The 25972-nt window shown below is 62.7% G+C and carries 23 protein-coding genes and 1 pseudogene; 7 read left to right on the forward strand and 17 right to left on the reverse strand.

What is annotated here, in order from left to right:
• Position 1: 1 nt before the first annotated feature.
• From AC0L24_RS09130 to AC0L24_RS09155, 6 genes are all read right to left on the reverse strand, one after another.
• Positions 2 to 661: an amino acid ABC transporter permease gene (locus tag AC0L24_RS09130; protein WP_127327393.1), complete on the reverse strand. Its 660-nt coding sequence runs from the start codon at positions 659 to 661 to the stop codon at positions 2 to 4.
• On the reverse strand, positions 658 to 1302 hold the full coding sequence (locus tag AC0L24_RS09135; protein WP_128289154.1) for an amino acid ABC transporter permease: 645 nt from the start codon (positions 1300 to 1302) through the stop codon (positions 658 to 660). The genes AC0L24_RS09130 and AC0L24_RS09135 overlap by 4 nt, the downstream gene beginning before the upstream one ends.
• Positions 1299 to 2060, reverse strand: a complete 762-nt coding sequence (locus tag AC0L24_RS09140; protein WP_128289153.1) for an amino acid ABC transporter ATP-binding protein — start codon at positions 2058 to 2060, stop codon at positions 1299 to 1301. Before AC0L24_RS09140 ends, AC0L24_RS09135 begins: the two co-directional genes overlap by 4 nt.
• Before the next feature lie 39 nt (positions 2061 to 2099).
• Positions 2100 to 3269 carry an NAD(P)/FAD-dependent oxidoreductase gene (locus tag AC0L24_RS09145; protein WP_127810432.1) on the reverse strand — a complete coding sequence of 390 codons (1170 nt, stop codon included), beginning with the start codon at positions 3267 to 3269 and terminating at the stop codon, positions 2100 to 2102.
• Between the two features lie 61 nt (positions 3270 to 3330).
• Positions 3331 to 4611, reverse strand: coding sequence for an aspartate aminotransferase family protein (locus AC0L24_RS09150; protein WP_245481729.1), 1281 nt, complete (start codon positions 4609 to 4611; stop codon positions 3331 to 3333).
• A 104-nt stretch (positions 4612 to 4715) separates the two neighbouring features.
• The gene (locus AC0L24_RS09155; protein ID WP_128289168.1) at positions 4716 to 6263 is read right to left on the reverse strand and encodes an aldehyde dehydrogenase family protein; all 1548 of its coding nucleotides are present in this window, start codon (positions 6261 to 6263) and stop codon (positions 4716 to 4718) included.
• 289 nt (positions 6264 to 6552) lie between these two features.
• On the opposite strand from AC0L24_RS09155, the gene AC0L24_RS09160 reads away from it, so the two are divergent.
• Positions 6553 to 7389, forward strand: coding sequence for an IclR family transcriptional regulator (locus tag AC0L24_RS09160; protein WP_256746366.1), 837 nt, complete (start codon positions 6553 to 6555; stop codon positions 7387 to 7389).
• Positions 7390 to 7918: 529 nt separating this feature from the next.
• Here AC0L24_RS09160 and AC0L24_RS09165 read toward each other — a convergent pair.
• The 7 genes from AC0L24_RS09165 to AC0L24_RS09195 are packed head-to-tail and all read right to left on the reverse strand — an operon-like array spanning position 7919 to position 16918.
• Positions 7919 to 8809, reverse strand: coding sequence for a hydroxymethylglutaryl-CoA lyase (locus AC0L24_RS09165; protein WP_473563661.1), 891 nt, complete (start codon positions 8807 to 8809; stop codon positions 7919 to 7921).
• Positions 8793 to 10307, reverse strand: coding sequence for a sugar ABC transporter ATP-binding protein (locus AC0L24_RS09170; RefSeq protein WP_127810435.1), 1515 nt, complete (start codon positions 10305 to 10307; stop codon positions 8793 to 8795). The genes AC0L24_RS09165 and AC0L24_RS09170 overlap by 17 nt, the downstream gene beginning before the upstream one ends.
• Positions 10300 to 11406 (reverse strand): NHL repeat-containing protein, encoded by a 1107-nt coding sequence (locus tag AC0L24_RS09175; protein WP_127810436.1) that lies wholly within the window; start codon positions 11404 to 11406, stop codon positions 10300 to 10302. Before AC0L24_RS09175 ends, AC0L24_RS09170 begins: the two co-directional genes overlap by 8 nt.
• The gene (locus AC0L24_RS09180) at positions 11406 to 13520 is read right to left on the reverse strand and encodes an ABC transporter permease (RefSeq protein WP_127810437.1); all 2115 of its coding nucleotides are present in this window, start codon (positions 13518 to 13520) and stop codon (positions 11406 to 11408) included. The genes AC0L24_RS09175 and AC0L24_RS09180 overlap by 1 nt, the downstream gene beginning before the upstream one ends.
• Before the next feature lie 13 nt (positions 13521 to 13533).
• Complete coding sequence (locus AC0L24_RS09185) at positions 13534 to 14550, reverse strand: sugar ABC transporter substrate-binding protein (protein WP_164873851.1); 1017 nt, start codon at positions 14548 to 14550, stop codon at positions 13534 to 13536.
• 37 nt (positions 14551 to 14587) lie between these two features.
• Positions 14588 to 15595, reverse strand: coding sequence for an ABC transporter permease (locus AC0L24_RS09190; RefSeq protein WP_127270346.1), 1008 nt, complete (start codon positions 15593 to 15595; stop codon positions 14588 to 14590).
• Between the two features lie 3 nt (positions 15596 to 15598).
• Positions 15599 to 16918 carry a hydroxymethylglutaryl-CoA reductase, degradative gene (locus tag AC0L24_RS09195; RefSeq protein ID WP_127811398.1) on the reverse strand — a complete coding sequence of 440 codons (1320 nt, stop codon included), beginning with the start codon at positions 16916 to 16918 and terminating at the stop codon, positions 15599 to 15601.
• Positions 16919 to 17060: 142 nt separating this feature from the next.
• On the opposite strand from AC0L24_RS09195, the gene AC0L24_RS09200 reads away from it, so the two are divergent.
• Positions 17061 to 18437 carry an aminotransferase-like domain-containing protein gene (locus AC0L24_RS09200; protein WP_473563662.1) on the forward strand — a complete coding sequence of 459 codons (1377 nt, stop codon included), beginning with the start codon at positions 17061 to 17063 and terminating at the stop codon, positions 18435 to 18437.
• Between the two features lie 28 nt (positions 18438 to 18465).
• Here AC0L24_RS09200 and AC0L24_RS09205 read toward each other — a convergent pair whose 3' ends face one another.
• Positions 18466 to 18639 (reverse strand): DUF736 family protein, encoded by a 174-nt coding sequence (locus AC0L24_RS09205; protein WP_206622034.1) that lies wholly within the window; start codon positions 18637 to 18639, stop codon positions 18466 to 18468.
• A gap of 275 nt (positions 18640 to 18914) precedes the next feature.
• Between AC0L24_RS09205 and AC0L24_RS09210 the strand changes: the two genes are divergently transcribed.
• Entirely contained in the window at positions 18915 to 19196 is a 282-nt protein-coding gene (locus tag AC0L24_RS09210) for an HU family DNA-binding protein (RefSeq protein WP_095089546.1), read from the forward strand.
• A 187-nt stretch (positions 19197 to 19383) separates the two neighbouring features.
• A pseudogene (locus tag AC0L24_RS09215) lies at positions 19384 to 19491 on the forward strand (transposase domain-containing protein); the annotation flags it as partial.
• A gap of 150 nt (positions 19492 to 19641) precedes the next feature.
• Here AC0L24_RS09215 and AC0L24_RS09220 read toward each other — a convergent pair.
• Positions 19642 to 21624, reverse strand: coding sequence for a BTAD domain-containing putative transcriptional regulator (locus AC0L24_RS09220; RefSeq protein WP_127810439.1), 1983 nt, complete (start codon positions 21622 to 21624; stop codon positions 19642 to 19644).
• A gap of 151 nt (positions 21625 to 21775) precedes the next feature.
• Between AC0L24_RS09220 and AC0L24_RS09225 the strand changes: the two genes are divergently transcribed.
• The 3 genes from AC0L24_RS09225 (at position 21776) to AC0L24_RS09235 (ending at position 24436) form a co-directional block, all read left to right on the forward strand.
• On the forward strand, positions 21776 to 22774 hold the full coding sequence (locus tag AC0L24_RS09225) for a DMT family transporter (RefSeq protein ID WP_127323081.1): 999 nt from the start codon (positions 21776 to 21778) through the stop codon (positions 22772 to 22774).
• A 112-nt stretch (positions 22775 to 22886) separates the two neighbouring features.
• On the forward strand, positions 22887 to 23588 hold the full coding sequence (locus tag AC0L24_RS09230; RefSeq protein WP_127810440.1) for a hypothetical protein: 702 nt from the start codon (positions 22887 to 22889) through the stop codon (positions 23586 to 23588).
• Between the two features lie 41 nt (positions 23589 to 23629).
• Positions 23630 to 24436 carry a DUF1194 domain-containing protein gene (locus AC0L24_RS09235; RefSeq protein ID WP_127810441.1) on the forward strand — a complete coding sequence of 269 codons (807 nt, stop codon included), beginning with the start codon at positions 23630 to 23632 and terminating at the stop codon, positions 24434 to 24436.
• Positions 24437 to 24543: 107 nt separating this feature from the next.
• Here the strand turns inward: AC0L24_RS09235 and AC0L24_RS09240 are convergent, their stop codons facing one another.
• Positions 24544 to 24846 (reverse strand): DUF982 domain-containing protein, encoded by a 303-nt coding sequence (locus AC0L24_RS09240; protein ID WP_127397494.1) that lies wholly within the window; start codon positions 24844 to 24846, stop codon positions 24544 to 24546.
• A 138-nt stretch (positions 24847 to 24984) separates the two neighbouring features.
• Entirely contained in the window at positions 24985 to 25971 is a 987-nt protein-coding gene (locus AC0L24_RS09245; protein ID WP_473563711.1) for an ABC transporter ATP-binding protein, read from the reverse strand.
• Between the last annotated feature and the right edge of the window lies 1 nt (position 25972).

Consider the following 25972-nt stretch of genomic DNA (forward strand, 5'->3'; position numbering starts at 1 on the left):
GTCAGCCGAGATGGCTGCCCAGCCTACGTTCGGTGTACGAGACCAGCCACCCGAACGGGACGGTGATGGCGAGATAGAACAGGCCCGCCAAGATCAGGACATCGAGGTAGAGGTAGGTGGCCGCACCCACGCGATAGGCGCGCGCCAGAAGTTCGGGGATGGCGATCGTGTATGTAAGGGCCGTCGCCTGGAAGATGAGAATGGCAAAGCCCATCAGTGCGGGTATTGCGAACAGGATTCCTTGGGGGATCACTACGAAGCGCAGGATGTCCCGGCGGGTCATGCCGAGCGCCCAGCCCGCCTCGATCTCACAATGCGGAACCGCGTTCAGACCGGCGCGAAGGATCTCGCTGGTGTAGGCGCCTGTCGTTAGCGCCAACGCAATCACGCCAGAGGTGAAGGCACTTACGGTCATCCCGGAAGCAGGCAATCCATAGTAGACCATCTGCAGGACGACGAGTGCAGGCGCACCACGCCCGATCTCGACCAATACCACCGCGAAATAGCGGACGAGCCTGTTTCCAGAGGAAGAGGCAAGCGCAAGAACGAGGCCGGTAGGCAATCCGAACAGCAGCGCCAGGCCCGCCAACTGAAGACTGACAATAGCTCCTTGGAAAAGCTGGGGCGACCAGTCCAGCCAGTTAGCCAGCATCTCGCTCATTTCGCTTGCCCCCTTGAGCGCAGCCGCCCGTCCACGGCGCGTGCCAACACGACAACGGGTATGGACAGCACGATGTAGAGAAGCGCCGCGAAAATGAACGGCGCGAAGCCGCCGCCGCCGCCTTGAGCCTGCTGCGATGCGTACATCATCACGTCGCGGACACCGATCGTGGAGGCCACGGTCGTGTCTTTGAGCAGGCTAACAAGGAAGGTCGCCATGGGTGGAACCGAGACGCGCAGGACCTGCGGCGCCAGGATATAGCGCAGCGTATCCAGGCGCGACATACCGAGCGCCGTGGACGCCTCCCGCTGGCCCTTCGAGAGGGCCAGGAAGCCACCCCTATAGATTTCGGCGAGATAGGCCGTTGATACCAACCCCATGCCCAGGATGGCAGCCTGATATGAACTGAGAACGATCACTCCGCTGCCCAATCCGAAGAAAATAATAAACAGCCAGACGATCGGCGGGATTCCTCGGACAACGTCGATGTATAGGCGCGCCGGCGCGCTTAGCAGAAGCAACCGGGAACGTCGCATCAGCACCAGCGGCATGGCTGCGATGGCCCCGACTCCGAAAGCGCCGAAGGTCACCAGCAGCGTGGCCGGAACGCCTCTGAGCAGTGAAACCAGCAGGTCGATCATCTGCGATCGACCACGGCACGGAAGAACTGCCGCGTGCGGGGCGACGACGGATTGCGGATCACGGCATCAGGCGGACCCTGCTCGATGATCTCTCCATTAGCCATGACGATTACGCGGTCGGCGACGTCTGCGGCAAAGGCGATCTCGTGCGTGACGATGATCATTGTCATGCCTTCCTGGGCGAGCTCGCGCATCACGGCCAACACCTCAAGCCCGAGTTCGGGATCCAGGGCGCTCGTGGGTTCGTCGAAGAGCATCACCTTGGGGTCAAGAGCCAGGGCGCGTGCGATCGCGATACGCTGCTGCTGGCCACCCGACAGGCGCGCCGGATAGGCTTGCGCCTTGTCCGTAAGGTGTACGCGTTCGAGCAATTGGGCGGTGCGCGCGTCCGCCTGCTCCTTGGTGCGCCCCAGAACCCGCATCTGCGGCAGCGAAATGTTGCGCTGCACGGTCATGTGCGGAAACAGGTTGAAGGACTGGAAAACCATCCCGGTGGAACGTCGGAGACTCAGCAGCTCTCCGGCGGACAGATTGCGGTCGACCGAAAACCGGATGGCACCCACTTCAAGGGTGCCGGATGACGGCTGTTCGAGCATGTTGATCGCACGCAGCAGCGTGCTCTTTCCCGCGCCGCTGGGTCCGACGATCGCCACGACCTCGCCGCGCGTGATGTCGAGCGAGACGTTCTTCACGGCGTGATGGCCGCCATAGATCACGTTGATGTTCTTGATGCGTACGATATTTTCTGCCTCGGGCATGGCTTCTTTGTCCTTGCGCTAACGCCGGTGTCCCACTGGTCAAGCCGCCGCAGTATGTGTGCCCGGAACGTTTCTTTCCGGAGTTGGAGCGAGACTTTCGGTGCCTGGGATCGATGCGGGTGAGCCCTTGAGCACCCAGTCTGCGACGATCAGCCCAATCACCGGCGCAAGCTGAATCCCGTAGCCGCCCGCACCGGCCGCGGTGATCAGACCGGGCTCCGACTGATCGACTGGTCCGACATAGGGACGGTGGTCGGCGGTGACAGGGTAGAGGCCTGCCCAACCCCGGCCGAGCCGGGCGCCCGGCAGATCAGGCAGGCGTTCGATCAGCATCTCGGCCAGCATGACCTTGGACCCTTCCTCGCACTGCTCGTTGTAGTTGTCCGGATCTTCGGGCGACGGCGAACTTACCTTGTGTATCTCGGCGATGAGCTCGCTCGCTTTCTCGTGCCGAAAGTTGAGTCCGGTGCCCTGCCCGTTCACCAGATCCATGACCATCGGCATTGTGTACGGGAGCGGCGCGTCCAAGTGGATTGTCAGCGCCTCGTGGCGCTCGGGGTGGATGTGTAGCGTCTGTCCGAGCATCTCGGCAACGCGTGGCGCCCAGGCGCCTGCCGCATTCACGACGAAGTCGCAGCCGATCGGCCCTTTGCTGGTGTCCAACCGATAGCCACCGGATGTCCGCGCGGCACCAAGCAGCTTGCGGAACTGGAAAACCTCGGAGCCGAGCTTCTTCACCTGTTGCGCCAGCAGCGTGCACATTTCGTGGGGATCGAGGAAGCCGTCGTCCGGCCCGAAGATGCCGCCTTCGAGCCCATCTGAACTCAAGTGCGGCACGAGTTGCTGAAGCTCGTTCGCCTGGTAGACCCTGGATCTGAAGCCGGCATCGCGCTGGATCTCCACCGAGCGCGCGAACAGTTCCATCTGCTCGGAGGTGCGCGCCAGACGCAGGTAGCCGATAGGGCTGAAGCCGAGACCGAGGCGCTCTTGCCACCGGCGGACGCGCTGCACCGATTGCATGCGCAGCTGTATCTCGAACGGATCCGTGAGCTGTGTCCCAACGACCCCGACCGAGCGGCCGCTGGATCCTGACGCAATGGATCGTGCGTCGATGACGGTGACGCGAGCGCCCTGTTCCGCGAGCGCGTGCGCAGAACACATACCGAGGGTACCCGCACCGATGACGACGACGTGAGGAGAAGCTGTCATGTGACTTCCATCTGTTGCTGCTCGTCCCGTGCCGGATGGATCCGGCGCTGGACGCGCTACGTCATTGCTTCGGAGCGATTGCTGCGAGGGCGCCGTCGATTGCGGAAAGGATCTCGCGTGCGTCTTCCTCGGTCATGGAGGTGGAAAGCGCGAAGAGTCCGTAACTCGCCGAAAGCACGCCGCGGTCGAGCAGACCCTTGTGGAACAGGTCGAGCTTCATGCGTTCGGACGCACCCGGATAGACTGACCGGTAGTCCGTGATCGGCAACGCCGTGAAATGAACTTTGAAGAGCGAGCCGAGACCGACGCACTGCCCGTTGAGACCATGGCGAGCAAGCGAGGCCGTGATGCCCTCGCGAAGCAGGCTGCCGATAGCGTCCAGATGCGCGAAGCTAGCCGGGGTCAACGCGCGCATCGCCGCCAGACCGGCTCGCATCGTCACCGGGTTCGCGGTGAAGGTGCCGCCATGCGGCAATGCAGGCTTGCCTCGTGTTGGATCGAACACCGCCATCACGTCGGCGCGGCCGCCGACGGCGCCGACCGGGAATCCTCCGCCGATGATCTTGCCGAGAGCCGTCAGATCGGGCGTGATGCTCCACAGGCCCTGCGCCCCCGAATAGCCAAGGCGGAGCGAGATCACCTCGTCGAGGATCACCAGCGAGCCGGCGGCATGAGCGATCTCGACCATCGCGTCGAGATAATCCTTTCGCGCGGGAATAAGTCCGGCGCGGTTCGGCATCGGGTCGATCAGAACACCCGCTATCGTGTCGCCATGCGCGTCGAAGACGGCACGCAGCGCCTCCGTATCGTTGAACGGCACCGCGATGACATCATCGAGAACTCCCTTCGGCGTGCCTTTCGCGTATGCAGTTGAGGCAGGCATGTCGCCCCAGTTGGCGGGCGAACTGTCCAGGCTGACTTCCGCGAAGTCGTAGGAGCCATGGTAGGCACCTTCGATCTTGACGATCTTCGACCGCTCGGTGAACGCCCGAGCCGCCTTGATCGCCATCATGACGCCTTCCGTGCCGGAGTTGGCGAAGCGAACCTGCTCGACTGACGGAAGGCGCTCCACCAACAGTTCAGCAAGATCAAGTTCGCTCTCGGTGGGCGCTCCGAAAGCCGATCCGCGGGGCATCTGGTCCACCACCGCGGCCGTGACGGCGGGATGGCCGTAGCCATGGATCATGGCCGTGAAATTGTTGATGCAGTCGTAGTAGACGTTTCCATCGACGTCCCAGACGCGGCAGCCCTCGCCGCGCTGGGCATAGATCGGAAACGGGTCGATGAAGACCGTTGTCCGGGTGTTTCCTCCCGGCATGACCTTGCGGGCCCGTTCGAACATCTCGCGGGACTTCGGCATTGAATCTGGATAGTGGCGCATAATCTTGTAAACCGATGAAGGAGACAGCCTTGGATGGCCGCGACGAAGGGCGCGACCTCTTTCGATCACTTGGTCATGATCGTGTGGCTCTGCTCGCGCAGGTACTGTGGCAGGAACCAGGAGCCGAGACCGCCCTTGCCGCTGACCCCGGTGCCCTTCCAGCCGCAGAATGGCTGCGCGCCTGGCCATGCACCCGTCGTTGCGCCGCTCGCACGGTTGGCATAGAGAACCCCCGCTTCGGCGGTGTCGAGGAAGTGACGCAACTCTTTTTGGTCGTTGGTAAAGATGCCGGCCGACAATCCGTAGGCGATGTCGTTGCCCTCTTCGATCGCGGCATCGAGACTATCAAAACCGCGGACGACCACGAAAGGCATGAAGAGTTCGTCGCGGGTCAGCCGGCCCGGACCATCAAGTTCGACGACCGTCGGCAGGACGTAGTTGTTCGCAAATCCCTGGCCCAGGGCGGCGCCCCCAAAATGCACCTTGCCTTTGCCCTCGACTTCCGACAGCGCTGCCTGGAAACGGCCGACTGTGGCGTCGCCATAGACAGGGCCCATAAAGGTCTCGGCCTTACGAGGATCTCCGACCACCAGCTTTCCAGCGAACGCTACCAGTTTCTCGATGAATTCCGCCTTGACCTTCTCGTCGACATACACGACCGAGCATGCGGAGCACTTCTGGCCTTGCAGGCCAAAAGCGGAGCGCGCCACCCCCTGCGCCGCGCGGTCGAGGTCGGCCTTGCTCGTCACGTAGGCGGGGTTCTTGCCACCCATTTCGGCGATGACGGGCTTCATGTGGGGCAGCGTTGCCATATGACGGAAGATGCTCATGCCGGTCTTATGGGAGCCGGTGAATGCAACGCCGTCGATGCCGTTGTCGGTGGCAAGAAGGCGCCCCACCTCTCCATCGCCAAGCACGATGTTGAAAACACCTTCGGGCAAGCCCGCTTTGCGAAGCGTTTCGGCAATCAGCAGTCCGGTCAGCGCGCAACCCGGCGACGGCTTGTAGACCACCGCATTGCCTGTCAACAGCGCACCCGTGACCATGCCGATCGACAAGGCGAGCGGAAAGTTGAAAGGAGCGATGACCGCGAAGACGCCATAGGGCTTCATGACGCTCGTAGCAGTCTCGTTTTCGACCAACACGTTCATGGGCCGGACGAACCCGTTGTTCGCCTTCATCTCCGATGCGTAGTACTCGACCATGTCGAGGCATTCCTCGGCTTCGCCGACTGCCTCGATGCGGGACTTTCCGATCTCGTAGAGCGCCGCCAAACCGAGGTCATATTTCCGCTCCGCCAGTGCCTCTCGCCAGCGGGCGCCGAATGCAAGGCGATCGTCCAGCGTCGAACGGTTCCAGGTCTTCGCGCCGGCCCGGGCTGCCTGGATCGCGGACTTGACGTCTGACGGGGTTGAAACCGGGAACTTGCCGAGAGAGATCTTCTTGTCGATAGGGCTCAGGATCTCTTTCCGAGCGCCAGTCGCAAACGGCGTCGACCACTCGCGACCCAGTGTGTTCTTCTCGAAATCCGGGATCATTGCATCGAGGTGAGCGTGAACAGGGGAAAAATCCACCCCGATGTTCGAGTAGGTCACACGCGGGAGTTCAGCCATTTCAAGTTCCTCCGAAAATCGGTATTTATCCCGATAATCAGGATTTGGCTTGCGAGTCAATCGAGGGGACCATAAAATGGAAATAATACCGAATTTCGGTATTATTCGTGAGGAGATTTCGGGTTCGGGTTACCTGGCGGAGCCCGACAGTCGAGGGCGTGCGGCCTTCGGCTATTCTACGGAGCCCCTCGGACTCGACGCGCGGCGGGATAACGAGAGACCGACCTTGCCCCTCATGTCTGTTTTGAACGATAACCTTCTTGCAGTCGCAATTGTCAGATCGGCGTAGGTGCCCTTGAATACGAAATCGAAGAAGCCGAGCGCCAAGGACAGTCCCCTCGAGCGCTACATCTCGATCATGGAAACGGTCGCGCCGTTCGAGCATGGCTTGACGGCGATCGAGCTCGAAACGACGCTTGGACTGCCCAAAACCACGATCAACAGGCTGCTGCATGCCTTGATCGAAAGCGGAATGATCACCGCCGAGAGCGTTCGCAATCGGACATACCGCCTCGGCGATCGCTTGCTGCAGCTGCTACAGATGTCTCCGGATAGCGGCTGGCTGACGACGCTCGCGCAGCGACCGCTTCAGGATTTGGCCGACCGCACCGGCCAGTCGGCGTTCCTGTCGAAGTTCGACGGTACCGAGGTGCGCTCGGTCACCTGCGTCGCGCCCGACACTCCGGTCCGGACCTATGTCATGCCGGGTATGGCCATGCCTGTAAATGCGACCGCTTCGGCCAAGGCGATCCTTGCGTTTCATCCGCAGGAGACCGTGAACAGGATCCTGGCGACCGAGCTGCGCAGCTATACCGATCGGACTAAAACGAAGATCGCGGAGTTGACCAGGGAATTGGCGGAGGTTCGGCAGCAGGGCTATGCCATGGACCTGGCCGAGCATGTTCCGGGCTTAGGCTCGATCGCATTTCCGATAAGGCCGACGAGCGGTGAGGTGATGTACGCGGTGGGACTTACGGGACCCTACGGTCAGATCATAGAGCAAAACTTCAAGCAGCATTGCTCGGCGCTCGCGGAAGCCGCCCAGCGCATGGCGAAGCTGGCGCAGATGCACGCCTACAACGGATCGGCTATGGCCGCAAAGAGTGCTGCAGCGGATCAGCGATAGGTCGGTGCTTGAGAGGCCGGTCACTCGCGCGAAGAGATGTTGCGTGTTGAACCGAGAATGTAGTTCGCGAATGGTCTCGACGGAGGTGCGAGTGCTTATGGGACAAATTGTCACTTAGATTCGGTATTGGGGAAAATTTGAGGAGGCATCGACTTCCTGACGGGGCTGAGGCGCGACGCAAAGTTCGAAAAGCTTCCAGGAAGCCCAGTCCGTCCCTGATTGTAGAACTGTACAAGGACCTCTTCGGGCCGAAAGCGATCAATCAGCCAATGCGGATCGACATGCAGAACCTGATGGGAACGATCGCCGACACTCTCCATTCGGTGTGAAGGCGATCGGGGCATTGGTACTGACGTTCACAACAAGGGCGGCACGCGCGCCAAAAATTCGATGCCTCGTCAAATTTTTCTAAGCCGAGCGGGCAGCCAAGGCAGCAATATATAGCTCGTGTCGCATTTTCCGAGACGCCAGCCCCGAAGATCGGGACGGCACTGATTTCAGGCAAACTTGCTGCGGGGTTGTCGTGGTTTTATGGCTCGGCGAAAAACTTACCCTCGGCAAGCATGGTTTCGATGCCGGCCAGCAATTCGCGATTTATGCCGGTGGAAATCCCTTTCAACGCAAGGTGCGCCACCAGCGCGCCGCTGCGAAGATTGCCGGCCGCACCGGGCGCGTAGGGACAGCCGCCTAGCCCGCCGGCAGCGGCATCGAACACCCTGAGCCCGAGGTCCCAGGCGGTATCGACGTTGGCGAGCGCCAGGCCGCCGGTGTCGTGGAAATGCCCGGCCAGCCGCGCAGCCTCTGCTTCTTCGAGGGTTGCCAGCACCATGGCATGCACGCGCTCGGGTGTCGCCCTGCCGATCGTGTCGGCAACGGCGATTTCGGCGCAGCCGAGATCGCGCAGGCGCGCGACAACTCTCGCGGCCGCGCCGGGTTCGATCGGGCCTTCATAGGGACAATCGACGGCACAGGAGACATAGCCCCGCACCGGCAAGGAATGCTCGGCGGCCAGCGCGATCACTGGCACAAAACGAGCCAGCCCTTCCTCGATGGTGCAATTGGTGTTTCGTTTCGAAAACGTCTCGGAGGCGCTGGTGAAGACCGCGAGTTCCTGCGCGCCGGCCGAGATCGCGGCCCGCGCACCTTGCTCGTTGGGCACCAGCGCGGACAGCATAAGCCCCGGACGCCGCACAGCGCGCCGCATGACCTCATCATGATCGGCCATCTGCGGCACCCATTTCGGCGAGACGAAAGCCGTCGCCTCGATGCGGGCGAAGCCGCAATCGGCCAGCATGCCGATCAGGCGCAGCTTCTGCCCGGTCGAGACCAGCCGCTTTTCGTTCTGCAGGCCGTCGCGCGGACCGACTTCGACGATCGTGGCCTGCCGATCCCCACCGGGCGATTCAATGGACGGCGGCATACATGATCTTTTCTTCGGAGGCCTCGTCGATGGTCATCTCCTCGACGATACGGCCCTGGCGCGCCACCAGGATGCGGTCCGACAGATTGAGGATTTCAGGCAGATAGGACGAAATAACGACGACGGCCGCGCCCGCATCGGCAAGCCGCTCGATAATCTGATGGATCTCGGCGATGGCGCCGACATCGACGCCGCGCGTCGGCTCGTCGAAGATGATCAGCGACGGCGCCTGGATTAGCGATTTGGCGATGACCACTTTCTGCTGATTGCCGCCGGAAAGCTCGACCACCCGAGCATTGGCGCCGATCGTGCGGACCTTCATCGTCTCGATCCATTCGGCCGATTGCCGGCGCGCTTCGCCAAGGCCGATTACCGAGACCGGGTTGGAGCCTTTGGCCAGCTTGCCGAGGAATACGTTCTGGGCGATGTCCATCGTGTCGAATAGGCCGTCGAGCTTGCGGTCCTCGGTGATATAGGCGACGCCGCGCCGCACGGCCTGCCGTGGCACGCGGAAGTGCACCACCTCGCCGCGCAGCGTGATGCGGCCACCATGGAAGAAGTCACGCTTCAAAACGCCCGCCGCGATCTTCATCATTTCGGTGCGGCCGGCACCGACCAGGCCGAACAGCCCGGTCACCTGGCCGGCAAAGACCGACAGCGTGGCGCTGCGCACCGCCTTACCCATCGAGACGTTCTCGAGCGCCAGCACCTTTTCGCCCGGGCGGCGCGCGACGCGTTTGGCGGCATCGTCGCCATAGAGCGCATCGGTCAGTTGCCGGCCAACCATCGCCTGGACGATTTTCTCGCGGGTGAGATCGCGCGCATCGTCGGTGACGATCAGCGCGCCGTCGCGCAGCACGCTGATGCGGTCGGCGATCGACAGCGCCTCTTCCAGCGCGTGTGAAATGAAGATGATGGAAGCGCCCTCGCCTTTCAGCCGCTCGACCAGGGCGAAGAAGTGCTGCTTTTCCTCCGGCGTCAGCGTCGCCGTCGGCTCGTCGAAGATGAAGATGCGGGCCTTGTGGTGAACCGCGCGGGCGATCTCGACCATCTGCTTCTTGGCGGCGCCGAGCGTCGACACCAGCGCGGTCGGCTCGACATGGAAGTTCAGCCGCTGCAGATGCTGCTGCGCCTTGATGTTGATGCCGCGCAACCGGTTGAAGAAGCTCTCCTCGCCGAGGAAGATGTTCTGGGCGACATTCATCGACGGGATGAGATTGGTTTCCTGGAACACCATGGCGATGCCGTGCTTCATGGCATCGGCGGGCGAGGAAAAGCCAACCGGTTTGCCGTCAATCAGCATCTCGCCCGACGTCAGCGGGTAGAGGCCGGCCAGCACCTTGGTCAACGTCGACTTCCCCGCACCGTTCTCGCCGAGCAGCGCATGGACCTCGCCTTGCCGCAGCGTGAAATCGACGTCGCGCACCGCCGCGTTGCCGGCGAACGCCTTGGTGGCCTTGCGGAACCGGACGATCTCGGCCGCGTGGGGATCAGCCATGCCGGGCTCCACCGGATGTCGCGCCGGGCAGGCGCAGCAGCGTGCCGGAGCCGCGCGAGGCGGCGTAGACGCTGCCGCCATGCTCACAGACGGAGGTGACGCCATGCATGCTGCCGTCGGCGCGGCTGTGCCAGCTTTCGCTGGGCCGGCCGCTGTCGTCGCAGCGCGCGACGAGGCCGTAGGAGCGCGATGGCGCCCACGGCTTCAGCACGCCCATCTGCCGGACCGAGCCCTGGCTCAGCGGCTGGTCCGGCCGCGCCGATCCGGCGAGTTCCGGCCCGATCCATTCGCCGGGATCGATCGTCGCCATCATCTCGCGGCGATAATCGTCCTCGCGCAGCACCAGTTCGAGAAGCTGGCGGCGCGGCGCGAACAGCGCCATCCAGAAGCCGCCATCGGAAGCGGGTGACAGGCGCGACGGATAGGCCGGCAGATTTTCCAGGATCGCCACCGGATGGGGGGATTTCGGATCAAGGGCGACGATACGATGGCGCCAGCTTTCGCTGATCGCCAGACGGCCGTTGCCGAGCATGACCGCGCCGTTGGGAAATGCCAATCCGGCTGCAAGCTCACGCTGGGAGCCGCTGTCCGGATCGATGGCGAGCACGACGCCGCTGCTGCCGCCCTCCATCAGATCGCGCTTCCAGTCGCGCGCCGGATGCTTGCGCGAGCCGACACACAGGTAGAGCGAGCCATCCACGGTAAAGAGCCCGGCGGTGAGGCAGGACGCCACGCCGCCTGGCAAGCCGATGCGCCTCCAGGTGCCCGGCTGCCCGATTTGCAGGCCCTCACCCTCGATGCCGACGGCAAGGCGGCCATCGGGCGCGGATGCGACAAAGCTGATCGGCGCCGCGAACTCCGCTATTGCTACCGCCGAAGCGCCCGCTCTCCCAAGGTCGATCCGGAAGAGCGTGTTGCCGCTGCTGCACAGCAGTCTCGCTGGCGACGCAACGAGATTGTCGATGGCGGGAAGCGACAGCAGCCGCTCCGCCTCTTCCAGACGGTTGTCCGGTTTGAAGACGCCGTCCATGGCCGGCACGCTGATGCCGGCATCATCAGCCGAAAACAGCCGGCGGACGAACGTGCCTAACCCCGCCATCAGCGCTTCCCCCAGTAATCGTCATGCGCCGTCCATTGCGGATCGGCGCCTTCGATGCGAACGCGGCCGATGCGGTTGTTGGAGACGCCGCCCAGATAGAGCCAGCCCTTGTGCTCGCAGGTCGAGGTGATCGAGGGATGGTTTTCGCCGGCCTCGTCCCACAACGCGTCGATGATCTCGCCGGTTTCCGACACGCGCAGCACGCAGCCGCGATTGATGTTGGGGAACAGCCATTCGTCGGCGGCGATCCGCTTGGCCATGCGGCGGCGAAAACCCGGCTTGCGCATGGCGAGATCGAAGGTTCTGGTGCGTATGCCGAGCAGCGCGATCCAGTAGGTTCCGTCGGAGCCGCGGTTGAGATTGTCGGGATAGCCTGGCAAATTGTCGAGGAAGATTTCACGCTTGCCCTTGTCCGGTCCGTCGAACCAGTAGCGGCTGATGCGGCACGCCCATGTCTCGGCAAAGAGCAGCGACTGGCCGTCGCGGCAAATGGTGACGCCGTTGGGAAAGATCAGGCCGCGCAATATGGTGCGGGTCGAGCCGGTCCTCGGATCGTGGCAGATCAGCCGGCCGTTGCCCCTGCCCTCCAGCGCATCGACCGCCCATTCAGACATTTCGTAGCGGATCGTCGCTTCGCTGAAGAAGATGCGCCCGTCCGGCGCGATGTCGAGATCGTCGGGAAGCCTCAGCCGCGAATCGTCGATCACCGACAGCAGGCTGCGATTGGTTTCGTCGGTGACCTTCGCCACCGTCCCGTCCGGCGAGACGCGGTAGACGCCCATGCCGCCGACGCAGGTGAGCAGGTCGCCATTCGGCGCGAAGGCCAGCCCCAGCGGATGACCGCCGATACGGGCGAAGACCTCGCTGCGCGCATAGTCGGGCGCGAGGAAACGGACGATCGTACCGTGCCGCGTACCGGTATAGAGATTGTCGTCGCGGTCGAGGACGACGTCCTCGGGACCTTCGACCGCGCCAAGCCCTATGAGCTCCGCCGCGCCAAGCCTGTCATTGACGGCAAGCACGTCGGTTCCGGTCGGCGGCGTCAAATTCGGCAGCTTCAGATAGGTCGGCGAGACATAGACTTTGCTCAACAGCTTGCCGCGGTTCTTCACCCATTTGGCGTCGAACAGCACGGCGGCGATCAGCACCAGACCGAGGATCAGCTGGTTGACCGAGCCGGGCATCGACAGGCGGATGAGGCCGCTGGTCAGGATCAGCACCAGGATGGAGCCGATCACCGCATTGCCGACCGAACCGCGGCCGCCACCCAGCGAAACGCCGCCAAGCACCACGGCGGTCAATACGGAAATCTCCAGCCCTATGCCGGTGTCGGCGCCGGTGCTGCCGAGCCGGGCGGAAAACAGAAAGGCAGCGATCGCGGTCAGCAGGCCCGATGCGACATAGGCGAGGCAAACCGTCAGCTTGACGTTGATGCCGGCATTGTAGGCGGAGCGGCGCGCACCGCCGACGGCGCGCAACCGCCATCCTGGCCTTAGCCTTGACAGGACGATATGCGCGCCAAGGGCGATGACGGCGAAAATGGCGAAGGAGACGGGCAGGCCGTAGAAGGTGCCGAAGCCGATCAGGTCCCAGGTCGGGGAGACCGGCATCGAGCCGACGATCGCGCTGGCAAGCCGGGGAAAGATGATGTCGTAGAGCGCCCGGTAGATGACCAGTGTCACCAGAGTGGTTATGAAGGCGCGCAGCCTGAGATAGCCGATCAGCACCCCGTTGAGCAGCCCGCAGACGAGGCCCGTGGCTAGCGTCGCGATCAATGCCACGCCGACCGGCAGGCCGGCAACGTTCATCGATACCAGGGCGGCAAGCACGCATAGCGCGAACATCGAGCCGACCGAGAGGTCGATGCCGCCCGAGAGGATGACGATGGTGAGCGCCAGTGCGATCAGGCCGAATTCCGACACCTGGCGGGCGAGATCGGTAAGGTTGCCGACCGAGAAATAGCCAGGGATGATCCACGTCATGACGAGGATCGTGACCACCAGCGCCAATGCCGGAATGACGTTGTCGATCCAGCTCTTGGTCAGCAATTCGCCGAACAGGCGGTCCGGCAAAAGCCGGTACCGCAGCCGTGAAAGCGCATCGCTGGTGGCCATAAGTCAGGATTCCCTACTTCAGATCGTCCAGCGTCCAGCAATTGCGCTGGTTGACGTTGGCCTTGGTGATCTGCGTCAGAGGATTGAAATAGAGCGTCTTGGTCTCGCCGGCGGTACCGTCGGAGAGCAGCAGCCTTGCGATCTCCGCATTCAGGATTTCGCCCTGCAGCGGCACGTTGTAGCTGATGTAGAGATTGAACAGGCCCTTCTCGACATTCTCGCAGCCGACCCTGTTGCCGCCGCCGCTTGTGACGAGGAAGACCTGGTCGCCCTTGCCGGCCTGCCGGATCGCAGACGCCGTGCCGGTGTCCTGATTGTCCCAGATGCCGATGGCGCCGCAAAGATCCGGATGCTGTTGCAGCACGGTCTCCATGATCGAGCGCGCCTTTTCCGGATTGTATTCGGTGGCCTGCTGCGAAACGACCTGGATGTCGGGATGCTGGTTCAAGACACGGTAGATGCCGTCGAGTTGGAACACGTCGGATGCCGCCGTCGGCACGCCGGTGTCGATAGCGACCTTGGTCGAAGCACCCTTGCCGGGGCTGCATTTGTCGACCACGGCCTGCGCCGCCTGTTCGCCGATCTCGGTCCAGTCGGCGCCGACATACGAATCGGTCTGGGTGTTCGATTCCAGGTTGATCTGCACAACTTTGATGCCGGCGGCCTGCGCCTGAGCCAGCAACCGGGCGTAGGACTGGATGTCGGGATTGTGCGCGACGATCAGGTCCGGCTTCTCGCTGATCAGCGACTGCAGCGCGCGGGTTCCCGCGTCGGTGCTCCAGGCGGGGTCGCGGATCTCGAAATCATACTTGAGGCGCTTGGCCTGCTGGCGCATCACCGCCGCCCAGCCTTCGGTCAGGTCGAAACCCATCGACAGCGGCAGGAAGACGACCTTCTTGCCTTCCAGCGTCTTGTGGAACGTCGTCGAGCGCGGATTTTCCAGGCCCTTGTCCTGGGCGCTGGCGGTGACGATACCGGCAAGCGCGATGCAGGCCGCGGCCAGCCACTTTGTCGTTTTCAGAAGTCGCATGGTTTCCTCCCATTGCATTTTGGCGTTGAAATTGGTGTCAGAGATCCCCTTGCTGGGACGTCTGCTCGTCGCGTGGGTTGACGAGCGAGTCGATGACGATGGCCAGAAGCAGGACCACGCCCTTGACCAGGTTCTGGATCGTGTAGGCGATGTTCATGATCGTCATGCCGTTGAGCAGGATGCCGACGAAGATCGTGCCCAGAATGACGTTGCGAACCTTGCCGTGGCCGCCATTCAGGCCGATGCCGCCCAACACGACGACCAGAAGGATGTCGTAGATCATCGTCGAATTGAAAAGCCGGGCGTTGATCGCCGACGCCGACGAGGCAAGCACCAGCCCGGCGCCGTAGGCGATCAGCGCGCTGATCGCATATTGCGCGACGATCATCGGCCGGTTGGAAATGCCGGTGATCCTGGCGGCGCCCGGATTGTTGCCCATGGCATAGGTCTGCCAGCCGAACCGCGTGCGGCTGAGCACCAGATGCAGCGCCAGGCAAAGCATGGCAAAGACCACCACCGTCACCGGGACGCCGAGGATGCGGCCCTGCCCGATCAGCGAGAACCATTCGGCGCCTGGCGGCACATTCTGCATCTCCAGCGTGAAGAAGAAGGTTCGGCCAAGGCCGTAGATGACGGAGCCGGCGGCAAGCGTCGCGAAGATCGGCGCGACCTCGCCGAAAGCGATCAGCATCCCGATCAGCACGCCGGCGACCACCGCGAACAGCGCGCCGATCAGCAGCGCGAATTCCAGCGAATAGCCCGAGCGGGCGATCACGAAGGCCCAGGACACCGACACCACCATCGTTGCGATCATCGAGACATCGATGCCCCTGGCGATGACGACCAGCGCCATTCCCAGCGCCAGGATGCCGAGAATCGAGACGCTTCTGATCAGGGCTAGGATGTTGCCGGGGCTGAAGAAGGACGGCAGCAGCAACGAGAACAGCACGAAGGCCAGCACCGCCAGCACCAGCACGATGCCTTCCTGGCTTTTGAGCAGGCTGGAAAGCCGAGCCTGATTTCCGCGTGCGGCTGCCTCGCTCACCGCTCAGGCCTCCTCTTTGCCCAGTCTGAGCAGGATTTCCCTGGCGCGATCGACGCGCACATCGTGATCCGCCGCAAGTTCCTTTGCCACCGCATCGATATTCGCGCCGCTCGCGCCCGCCACGATGGCTATGTTGCGGGCATGCAGCGCCATGTGTCCACGCTGGATGCCTTCGGTTGCCAGCGCCCTGAGCGCCGCCATGTTCTGCGCCAGCCCGACCGCGACGGTGACCTCGGCAAGCTCTTGCGCCGTGGTCACGCCGAGGAGTTTCAGCGCTGCGCGCGCGGCCGGGTGCGTCTTGGTGGCGCCGCCGACCATGCCCAGCGCCATCGGCATTTCCAGCGTCCCCACGAGGTTTCCGGCGGCGTCGATCTCCCAGCGGCTCAACGACGTATAACGGCCGCCGCGCGCCGCCCAGGCGTGGGCGCCGGCCTCGATCGCCCGCCAGTCGTTGCCGGTCGCGACGACGATTGGATCGATGCCGTTCATGATGCCCTTATTGTGCGTGGCCGCGCGGTAAGGATCGACGATCGCCAGCGAACAGGCCTCGACGATGCCGGCAACGATACGCTCGCCGGTGAACTCCTTCGTCGCCAGTGCCTTCGGCGTCAGCCGCACCCGCGCCCGCGCCAGCCTGAGGTCGGCCAGGTTGGAGAGGATGCGCAGCCGGACGGTGCCACCCGAAATGCGCTCGATCATCGGTGCGACTGCCTCGGCCATGGTATTGACCGTGTTGGCGCCCATCGCGTCGCGCACGTCGACGAGCAGATGCAGCACCACCATCGGTCCGACTTGCGTCTCCTCGAACACCTGCACTTCAATCTCGCGGCAGCCGCCGCCGAGGCCGATCAGCACCCGGTCCTTCTCGTTGGCGGCGGCGATGATCTGGTCGCGGGCGGACAGCAGCCTGGCGCGTGCGCCGTGCGGATCGGACAGACCGAGTATCTGCACCTGTGCCCGCATGATCGGTGCGGTGCTCGATGTCTCGAAGCCGCCGCAACCGCGGGCGATGCGCGCCATGTAGGAGGCGGCGGCGACCACCGACGGCTCTTCCACCGCCATCGGGATGAGGTAATCGCGACCGTTAATTGTGAAATTGGTGGCGACGCCGAGCGGAATCTCGAAAGTGCCGACCACATTCTCGATCATGCCGTTGGCGAGATCGAGCGGCAGGACGCCGCCGCGCAAGGCATCGCGATCCGCCTGCCCAAGACGAGCGGCGTCGCCGACCGTCGCCAGGCGATCGGCCGGCGACAGGTCGCGGAATTTCTCGATGCGGGAATTCAGCCGCGGCTCGACACCGCTGTCCTGGACAGCCACCATCACGATCGCCTCCCTGCGAATGCTTGTCGTTGAGGCAGCTATCGTTTAACTGATACCATCTATCAAGGTACAGCTACAGGAAACAGCGACAAACTGTACCAGTCCATATCAGGGCACGCAGCCCATCGGAGGATGTTCTGGGATGACGCGCGCCGAGGCCGTGGCGGCAGAGATCAGAAGGCGCATCGAGACCGGCTCGATTGCCGTCGGCGCCAAGCTTCCGTCGATACGCAAGGCCGCCGAGCAATTCGACGTTTCCAAGAACACCATCGTCGATGCCTATGACCGGCTGGTATCCGCGGGCATCGCGTTTTCGCGGCCCGGCGCCGGCTTCATGGTTGCCGAGCGTCGCCGGCAGACGCCGAGCGAGCGTCCCCGCCATGTCGCGGAAGCGGTCGACATCGCCTCGCTGCTCAATGCGCAGTTGGAGGAGAGCTTTTCGATCCGCGTCGGCGACGGGCGGCCGCCCGCCTCATGGATGGAGGAATCGGAAGTGCGGCGCCATCTCGGGCTGCTCGGCCGGCACCAGAGGTCCAGCAGCGACGGCTATGGTTCGGCGATGGGCCTGCCGGCGCTGCGCGAGCGCCTCGCCTTCGACCTCATGGAGCGCGAGGTGCAGGCGAGCCCGGACCAAATCCTGCTGACATTCGGCGCCAACCACGCACTGGACCTGATCATACGCCGCTTCCTCGTCGCCGGCGATACCGTGCTGGTCGACGACCCCGGCTATTACCCGCTTTTCGCCAAGCTGAAGCTGGCGCAGATCCGCATGATCGGCGTGAAGCGGACGCCGACCGGTCCGGACCTCGACGATCTCGCCGGCAAGGCCGAGCGCGAGCGTCCGAAGCTGTTCTTCACACAATCGCTTGCGCACAATCCAACCGGCAGCTCGACCAACCTGCCGACGGCTCACTCGATCCTGACGATCGCCGCGCGCTGCGACATGCTGGTGGTCGAGGACGACCCGTTCGTCGACCTGCCGACGGTCCGTGGCGTTGGCCTTGCGCCTCTCGACCAGTTGCGGAACGTCATCTGCGTGCGCACCTTTGCCAAGACGTTGTCGGCCAGCCTGCGCTGCGGCTATATCGCCGCGCGCCCCGACCTTATCGCTTCCCTTGCCGAGTTGAAGATGCTGACGACAGTCAACAGCTCAGGACACATTGAGCGGTTGATCCATGGATTGATCAGTGAAGGTCACTATCGGCGCCACCTCAAGCGTTTGGCGCAGCGTGTGCAGCAGGCCACCGAGACGGTCGTTCCCCGCCTTCAGAAGATGGGTCTTAAGCTCTTTGCCGAGCCGACAGGTGGATACTACGTCTATCTGGAACTTCCCGACTATGTCGATGACATCGCCCTCGCCCGGGAAGGCGCTCGCCAGGGGATTTTTATCGCACCTGGTACCGTGTTTTCGCCGGAGCGCCAACCTGCCAAGGCAGGCATCCGCGTCAACATCACCTGGGCCTCGGATCCTCATTTTTTTGACTTCATGCTGGCAGAGCTTAGGCATCGGCGGACTTGAACATGACAAAGCCCCGCCTTGGCGGGGCTTAGTGCTTGACGGACCACTCCGCGGCGCGTCGTGACCAGATGAGCGAGAAGTCGCCCCCGGTGTCGGTCTCGGCCAAGCTCGCGTAGAGCGGAGCGGGGAAGTTGGGATCGTCGAGCTTGGGCAGCTCCGAAGGCCAATTGATTGCTGAGGGCAGCGGCTTCCAAGCCGCCAAATGCCGTGACGATTCCCGTCACACCCGATCCTCCACCGCATGGCCGAATGTGCAATTACGCCTCACACCGGCGAGGCATTGCTGGGAAAGGGTCGTCTACACGCCGGGCGTCTGATGCCGAGGTCATGCGCTGCGGGACTTTCGAGACAGAGTGGTGGAAATTCCCGGTTCGAGCGTTGGTTTGCACCGGATTCAGTTCCATGACCCGATGACAGTGTGGAATTTCCTGTGCCATAAGGCCAATCGGTTGAACCAATTCAGAAGGGATGGAAACGATGGCTGTAAACACGATCGATATTGCCGAACGCCTTGCAGACGCGCACGGCCTGTCGAAAACCCAAGCGAAATCCGTGGTCGAGGATGTGTTGAAGGGCATTGCGGAAGCCGCTGCCAAGGGCGAGGAAATCAGCCTCAATGGCTTCGGCAAGTTCAAGGTACAGAACAAACCAGCACGTGATGGCCGCAACCCGTCGACTGGAGCCACGATCAAGATCGCCGCATCGAAGAAGATCGTCTTCCAGCCGGCAAAGGCTCTCAAGGACTCGGTGAACGGCTGACCATTTTATGACGATACATCTCGTCTGATAGTAACGCGCCGTTCTGTTGGGCGATGGTGTCTCATGCCAAGATCATCAGTTTCTCATTGCTGCCGTTCTTAGGTCGGGGTCCCAAGCCGCGCCATTGGCGCGGCCGGAAAATTCTCCAACACCTATTTTATCACAATCTAATGTGAGCCTCGCAATCTGCAAACTCAATGACGTCGACCCACTCGGCTATCTCGCCGACGTGCTCACTAGGGTCTTCAACCGCCATCCGAACAGCCAGATAGACGGCCTGCTACCTTGGACCTATATCTGGGCGCTTGAGCTAAGGACGTGGCCTGAGAACACCGCTTACGATCCACACATCCCGACCTCCTTCAGAAGCGCGCGCATCTCGACGGGAGTTGCACGACAGAAAGTTCGAAAACCTTCCAGGCACCCCAGGCAAACTGGACTGTGGCTAGGAACTGGGGAGGCCAGCCCTCGACAGCATCTCAAGGAACCGGGAATGGTGATGATCCTTCACATAGCGCGGCACAAAGCCAGGGCAGACATTGCTCAGATTGAGATGCGGAAGTTGTGACAGGCAATGGTGGATGGCCCGGGACGCTTCTTCGTTGTTTCCGGTGGCCGACGCGGTCGCGGCCCAATAAAGGGCGCCGCGAACGAAGCCCGGCTTTGTCCTGACCACTTTGCGGGCAGCTTCGAGCGCCCGCTGGTTGTCTCCGCCAGCGAAGAGCGCCACAACCAGGCCGTGGTGGCGCCAGAAGTCGATCACATCGTGCGTTCCGAGCCGGATTGCTTCGTTGGCCTCGCGCACCGCTTCGTCGACCTGTCCGCGCAACGCAAAGAGCATCGAAATATCGCCGTGGCCAGTCGGGTAGCTTGGGTTGAGGCTGATCGCGTGGCGGCATTCGGCGATCGCCTCGTCGATACGACCGCAACTTTCGAGAGCGAACGACAAGATACATCGGGCAATTTCATCGTCCGGTACCGCCCGCACCGCGGCTTCCGCAAGCTCGACCGCACGCTCGATCACCCCTCGCTCCCGAGGCAGCGCACCAAACGCCACGCCCATGGATATTACGATCGAGAGCGTCCGCTTTGCACGGGCGTTGTCGGGACCAAGCGAGAAGGCCTTCTCGGCAAGCTCTATCCCGACCAGAAGTGAGTCCCGAGTCATCTCAAAATATTTCATGAGAGCTTCGTTGACCAGCCTGCGCACTTCAGGGGCACCCGGCGGGCTTTTGTCTCGAACCTTCCAGTTGGTCAGTTGAAGTTCGAGGATCACGGCAAGTACAACAGACTGTGCGATCCTGTCCTGGAATTCGAGCGCGTTCTCGGAGTGGCCGTCGAACTTCTGGGCCCAGACGTGGTGGCCGCCGGCGGCATCGACGAGCTGGACATTCACCCTCAACCCATTGCCGGATCTCTGGACGCTGCCGCTGAGCATATATCGCGCCCGGAGTATCCCTGGCGTCTTGGCTTCTTCGCCCGGACCGCTCTTTTCGGGCGGAAGCGCGGCGAGCACGACATAGTCGGCCACTTCGGAGAGGGCTGTCGTGATGTCCTGGACAAGTCCCTTGGCGAAAAAGTCGTCGCCTTGCTTTCCGGTCAGATTGACGAAGTCGGCAACGCTGATGGAGGGACGCCCAAGGCGCTGGCTGGCCGGAACACCACTTGTCGACTGCACATTTGAGGTGTCGTCGGCGGCAAGCAACAGAGATTGCCAAAGCGCCCGCGTTTCAGGGCCGGCTTCGACGCCGAACTCCTTCTTCAGCATGCTTCTGCAAGCTTCGTATGTCCTGATTGCCCTGTCGCGTTGGCCACATGCGAGCAGCAATTCCATCTTGAGCCGATAGGATTCTTCCCGTGTCGGTTCCATGGTCACAATACGATCGGCCAGGATCAGCCCGGCATCAGGGTCGACGAGACGGGCCAGTTTTTCGAAGGACTCAAGCGCGCGGCCGAGCAGCCTGTCGCGTTCCGATGTGATCCAGTCATCGAACGCATTGCTTCCCAGGTAAAGCCCGTCGAGGAAGGGCCCGGTGTAGTTCGCCAAGGCCTTCGCGAGGTCCTGGGCGGAACGTGCCGAGAGACCCGTTTCGAACTTCTCCACGTCGACTTGAACGGCCTCTGGCCTCAGGGCGATCAGCTCACCGCTGGAATGAATGAGATCCACCCCCTCTCGCGCCAGATCCTGGCGCAGGACACTGAGGGCTTGCCGAAGGCTGTTGCGCGAATGTTCGCCGTCGCTGTCGCCCCATAGGAGGTCAGCCAGCCTCTCCCGCGTCGCCGCCATGCCAGGACATCGGGCCAGATAGGCGATGATTGCCGGCCCTCGTTTCCCGGTCAGCCGAAGCGGACCGGCCGTTTCATTTTCAATCCGGAAACCGCCGAAGAGTGAGATTCTATTTGCAGCGCCCCTGTCCTCACTTTGCATTTGCTATCCCAGCCTGACGAAATCCTAACTCAAAACTAACGCTTCGCAACAGTCGGCCTTCGCGCTCAAGCGCTGCCGTAACGGCAGGCTGTTTAGGCTTTGCTAAATTAAGGTGACCAAGTCAACGAAAGGCTTGGTTCGAGGGGGACGCGTGTCCAGGACAAGAGCCAATTTGCTGCTGCTATTCGCAGCCGCTTTGTGGGGCTTCGGCAATGTCTCGCAAAAGATGGTGCTTGTGCATCTCGACGCGCTGAGTGCGGTGGGTCTGCGCTGCCTGATCGGCGGCCTGCTTGTGTTGCCCTTTGTCTTGATGGAGAGGCGGCTTCCGCTCGGGCCGGACTATTTTTCCAGCTTGGCCAAGGTGTGCGCGCTGTTTGCCATCTCCATCACGCTCCAGCAGCTTTGCTATCTCGGCGCCTCCGTCACCAATGCGAGCTTCCTGGTCAGCACGGCAACGGTAATGACACCGCTGGCCGCCTGGTTTCTCGTAGGCGAACGTCCGACAGCGAGTCTCACGGTCGCCGCCGGGCTGACCGTTGTTGGAGCCCTGCTGTTGTCGGATGGGATTGCCGGGTTCAGCAGTGGCGATCTCACCGCTGTCCTCTCGGCTGCCTGCTATGCGCTCTGGGCAGTCGAACTGGGTCGGCACATGCAGGTGCATGCGCGGCCGTTCACCGCAGCCGCGACACAGTTCTTCGGCGCCGCCGCCTTCGCCCTGCCGCTCGGCGCAATGCAAGGCAATCTGTCGTTGGCCGCCGCATTCGCAGCCGGCCCGGAACTGGCGATCCTCGGCGTGTTCTCCACTGCGATTGCCTTCGGCATACAGACGGTTGCCCTCCGCTTTACGCCGGCCAGCCACGCCGCCGTGATCGTCAGCGCAGAAAGCGTTTTCGGGGCGCTGGGCGCGGCGATCTTTCTCGGCGAGCGGAGCTCGTCCGCGAGCGCATTGGGTGCCGCCATCATTCTGGGTGCGATCCTGTCCGTGGCACTGTCGAACCGAGCGCCGCAGGCACGCACGTCCTTGCGAACCGCTTCGGTTCAACCCTTCGACGGGGCCCCTGCCTTTGCAGCTGCCGCCGCAAATTGGGCAGGCGATCGTCACCCCAACAATTCAGGTCCAGTGGAGGAATGTGATGACCCTTGCCGGTGATGCGAAACCTATTCCGGCCCCGGTTGCCGCCCGACACGGGGGCAGTGGCGTCGATCAGTCAGGCGGCGGTGGCTTTGCCGATGGCGGCCGGACTTCTCGCGGGGGCGCAGTGATGGACGCGCGGAGAATCCTTCTTCCGATCGCACATTTGGCATCGGCGCTTCGCGCCCGCATGAGGGGACCGGGCGGCTACTACAACAGCGGCAACGCGCTCGGCCTCATTGTCGGTCTCGCGATCCAGATTGCCACCGCGCCGGTCGGCTTGCATGAGGGAAGCAGCGTCACCATGGCGGTGATCGAATACTTCGCTGGCAGCCATGGCACTGTTGCGCTGACCTTGACCACCCTGGTCTTCTTCTGGGGCGGCGAGGCCTATCACCGGGCCTGGGCAAGGCCGGATGCTCCCGATCCCGCCCTCAACCGTCTGGGCGACTTCCTGTCGGGCCTGGGTGCGATCGGGCTCGGCATTGCCCTGTTGCTGCTCGGCGATCCATTGCTTGCGGCGACCTCCGGCCTGCTGCATGCGCTGGGCAAATTCGGCAGCACCTTCCACAGGCCCGGCACGCCAATTCCGATGTGGCCGGCCGCTTGGCCCGATCCGTTCCGCAGTGCGGTGCTCGCCAGCCGGTTGCCGGCAATGCTGGCGACGACAGTGGCCCTCGGCCGTGCTTTGCCTGAGGTCTGGTCGGGCGGCTCCTTCGCGGCCCTCGCCATGCCACTGACTTTGCTCGGCTGTTATCTCTTGTGGACCAAGGCCGATCTGCTGCTGTTCGGCGTGGGCACCAAGGCGATCCACCAGATTTCCACATGTTGAGCTCGCTTTTGAAACGACCGGATGTCGAGATGGAGAATGACATGTTTGGCAGTGTGTATCATCAGGACGCCGGCCCCCCATCCTTTCGCAAACGGGTGCGGGCGACAGGCTGGGGCAGTCTCCTGACGCCGGCCGGTTCAATCTCGAGAGTGACAGGAATACTTGCAGCTTCGCTGTTTTGGGGAGCCTCGGCCCATGCCGCGAACGTTGACGTCGCCATCGTGTTCGCGGTCGACTTCTCGTCATCCATCGATCCGAAGATTGCCGATATGCAACGCGAGGGACATGCCGCGGCACTCACCTCGCCAGAGATCATCGCCGCCATCAGCCGGAATTATGTTGGCTGCATCGGCGTTGCCTATTTTGAATGGTCGAGCCCCGGACACGCACGCGTCGTGCTGCCGTGGACAAGCATCTGCGGACTGGAAGATGCCAAAGCGGCGGCTGCGGTGATCAGCAGGAAAGGCGATGCCGGCTTCATCCGCAGAGGGCGAGGCGGAACATCCGTTTCCTCGGCTATCGACATCGGCAGTCTCCTGCTCGACCAGTTTCCGGGAAAGGCGGCCAAGAAAGTCATCGATATCTCCTCCAATGGCGAGAACAACGACGGGCTTCCCGTCCAGCCGAGCAGGTCGAACGCCATAGCCAAGGGATATACGATCAATGCAATCGCCATCCCGACGGAGGATGAGAATCCCGACGAACCTCTGGCATCCTATTTTGCCAGATCGGTGATTGGCGGTTCCCAGGCCTTCGTCATGACGCCGAAGGGGCCAGACGACTACACGATGGCGCTTCGCCGCAAGCTCGTGACTGAAGTAAGCATGAACGACGAGCGTCCGCTGTGAAAGTGTGCCACGCAGGACGAACTTTCGACCCGCCAGACCGAGCGCATTGCACAACAAGACCCGCCCCGCTGCAGCGCGAGTCCTTGTAGGTCCGTCAGGACAATAGCCTATCGCCGCAACGCGTGCACCCTTGCCTCGCCTTCGCCGGGCACCGGCAACGCCATGTCGTCATCGAGAAGACGCGTGATGCGGGCAAAGCCGGTGAACGCTTTCCTTGCTTCCTCGGCCGACATCTGACCCGACAAGGCGGCCGAGCAACAATTCAGCGCGCACTGATAAACCGGACCGCGCCGTCCTGTCGGCCATTTCCGCAAGAACATCATGGCTTCGGCAACATTATCGATTTCTTCCACAGGGTGTCCTTGCCCGCGCGAAATCCGCACGGGCGAAAAGAAATGCAATTGATCCATCGTTTCCTCCCGGTCGACCGCAATGCGCTCGATCGAACCCCCCCAAACGCGCCAACAGCCGGTTGGTTCCAGATAAAAATGGAATCTTTTAGAAATCTATCAGGCGAAGGCGATCACCCGTGCGGTCGTGAGTGTCGCCTACATCGTGGGGAAGTGGCAGGCGACTTTGCGACCGGGTCGGTATTCCCGCAGCTGTGGCCGCTCCGAACGGCAGCGCTCCGCCGCGATTGGGCATCGGGGATGGAAACGGCAGCCCGTTGGAGGGTTCAGAGGGCTCGGTACGTCGCCGGTGAGGATGATGCGCTTGCGCGTCCCACCGGGCGTCGTCTCCACGACGGGAACCGCCGAGATCAGTGCCTGGCTATAAGGATGGGCTGGTGCCGCAAACACCTCTTCCGCCGGACCTTCCTCGACGATCGAGCCGAGATACATGACCGCGATGCGGGTCGACACCTGGCGCACCACCGACAGGTCGTGGGCGATGAAGATGTACGTGAGATTGAGCTTCTCCTGCAGATCGGCAAGCAGGTTGACGATTTGCGCCTGCACCGACACGTCGAGCGCGGAGACGGGTTCGTCCAGGACCACGAGGTCCGGATTCAATGCAATAGCCCGCGCGATGCCGACGCGCTGGCGTTGTCCGCCGGAAAATTCGTGCGGAAACCGCATGACGTGATCCGGCAGCAAGCCGACAAGGTCGAACAGTTCCGCCACGCGTTTGGTGATCTCGCTCGACGAGAGCCTGCCATTGATGCGCAGCGGCTCGGCCACCAGGTCGCCGACGCGCCGGCGCGGATTGAGCGACGCCGACGGATCCTGGAAAACCATTTGCAGGCGGCGCCGCAGCGGCCTGAGTTCGGACAGCGACTTGGAGGTGATGTCGTTGCCTTCGAACAGAAGCTCGCCGTCCGATATGTCGTAGAGCCTCACCAGGCAACGCGCCAACGTGGACTTGCCGCATCCGGATTCGCCGACCAGACCGACCGTCTCGCCGCGCCACACGGTCAGGGAAACATTGTCGACCGCATGAACGGTTCGCTTGCCTTCGGCGGAGAAACGGCTGCCGATGGAAAAGCGCTTGCCCAGCGAACGCGTCTCGAGGATTGGGCGGTTCTTGTCGATCATC

The sequence above is a fragment of the Mesorhizobium sp. WSM4809 genome (assembly GCF_055811655.1).